Source organism: Vibrio sp. 1180_3 (assembly GCF_029478545.1).
Taxonomy (GTDB): Bacteria; Pseudomonadota; Gammaproteobacteria; order Enterobacterales; family Vibrionaceae; genus Vibrio; species Vibrio aestuarianus.
The window spans coordinates 1-340 of record NZ_SJFM01000213.1; the positions used below are offsets into that span (position 1 = coordinate 1).

General features: G+C 47.1%; 1 protein-coding gene. It reads left to right on the top strand.

All coding sequences use genetic code 11. The features are described 5' to 3' along the window. The coding region (locus EYW48_RS21635) for a transposase (RefSeq protein ID WP_277433096.1) at positions 1-340 on the top strand (340 nt) is incomplete at both ends.

Sequence of the window (340 nt, forward strand, 5' to 3'; positions counted from 1 at the left end):
GCGTTGGGCAGAAAGACAAGCGCAGGCTAAACCGATGTTGGATGACTTCTATGACTGGTTAACCACGCAGAAAGTCATCGAATCGAGTCCTCTTGGTAAAGCCATCAAGTACACCTTGGGTCAGTGGCCTAAGCTGATACGCTATGTTGAAGATGGGCATTTATCTATCGACAACAACCGAGCGGAACGCGCAATCAAATCGCTGGTCATTGGCAGAAAAAATTGGTTATTCTCGACGAATCCGCTTGGTGCTGATGCGAGTGCTTTGCTGTATAGCATCATCGAGACGGCGAAAGCGAACGGACTGATACTCTACGATTACATGGTCAAATGTATGAAA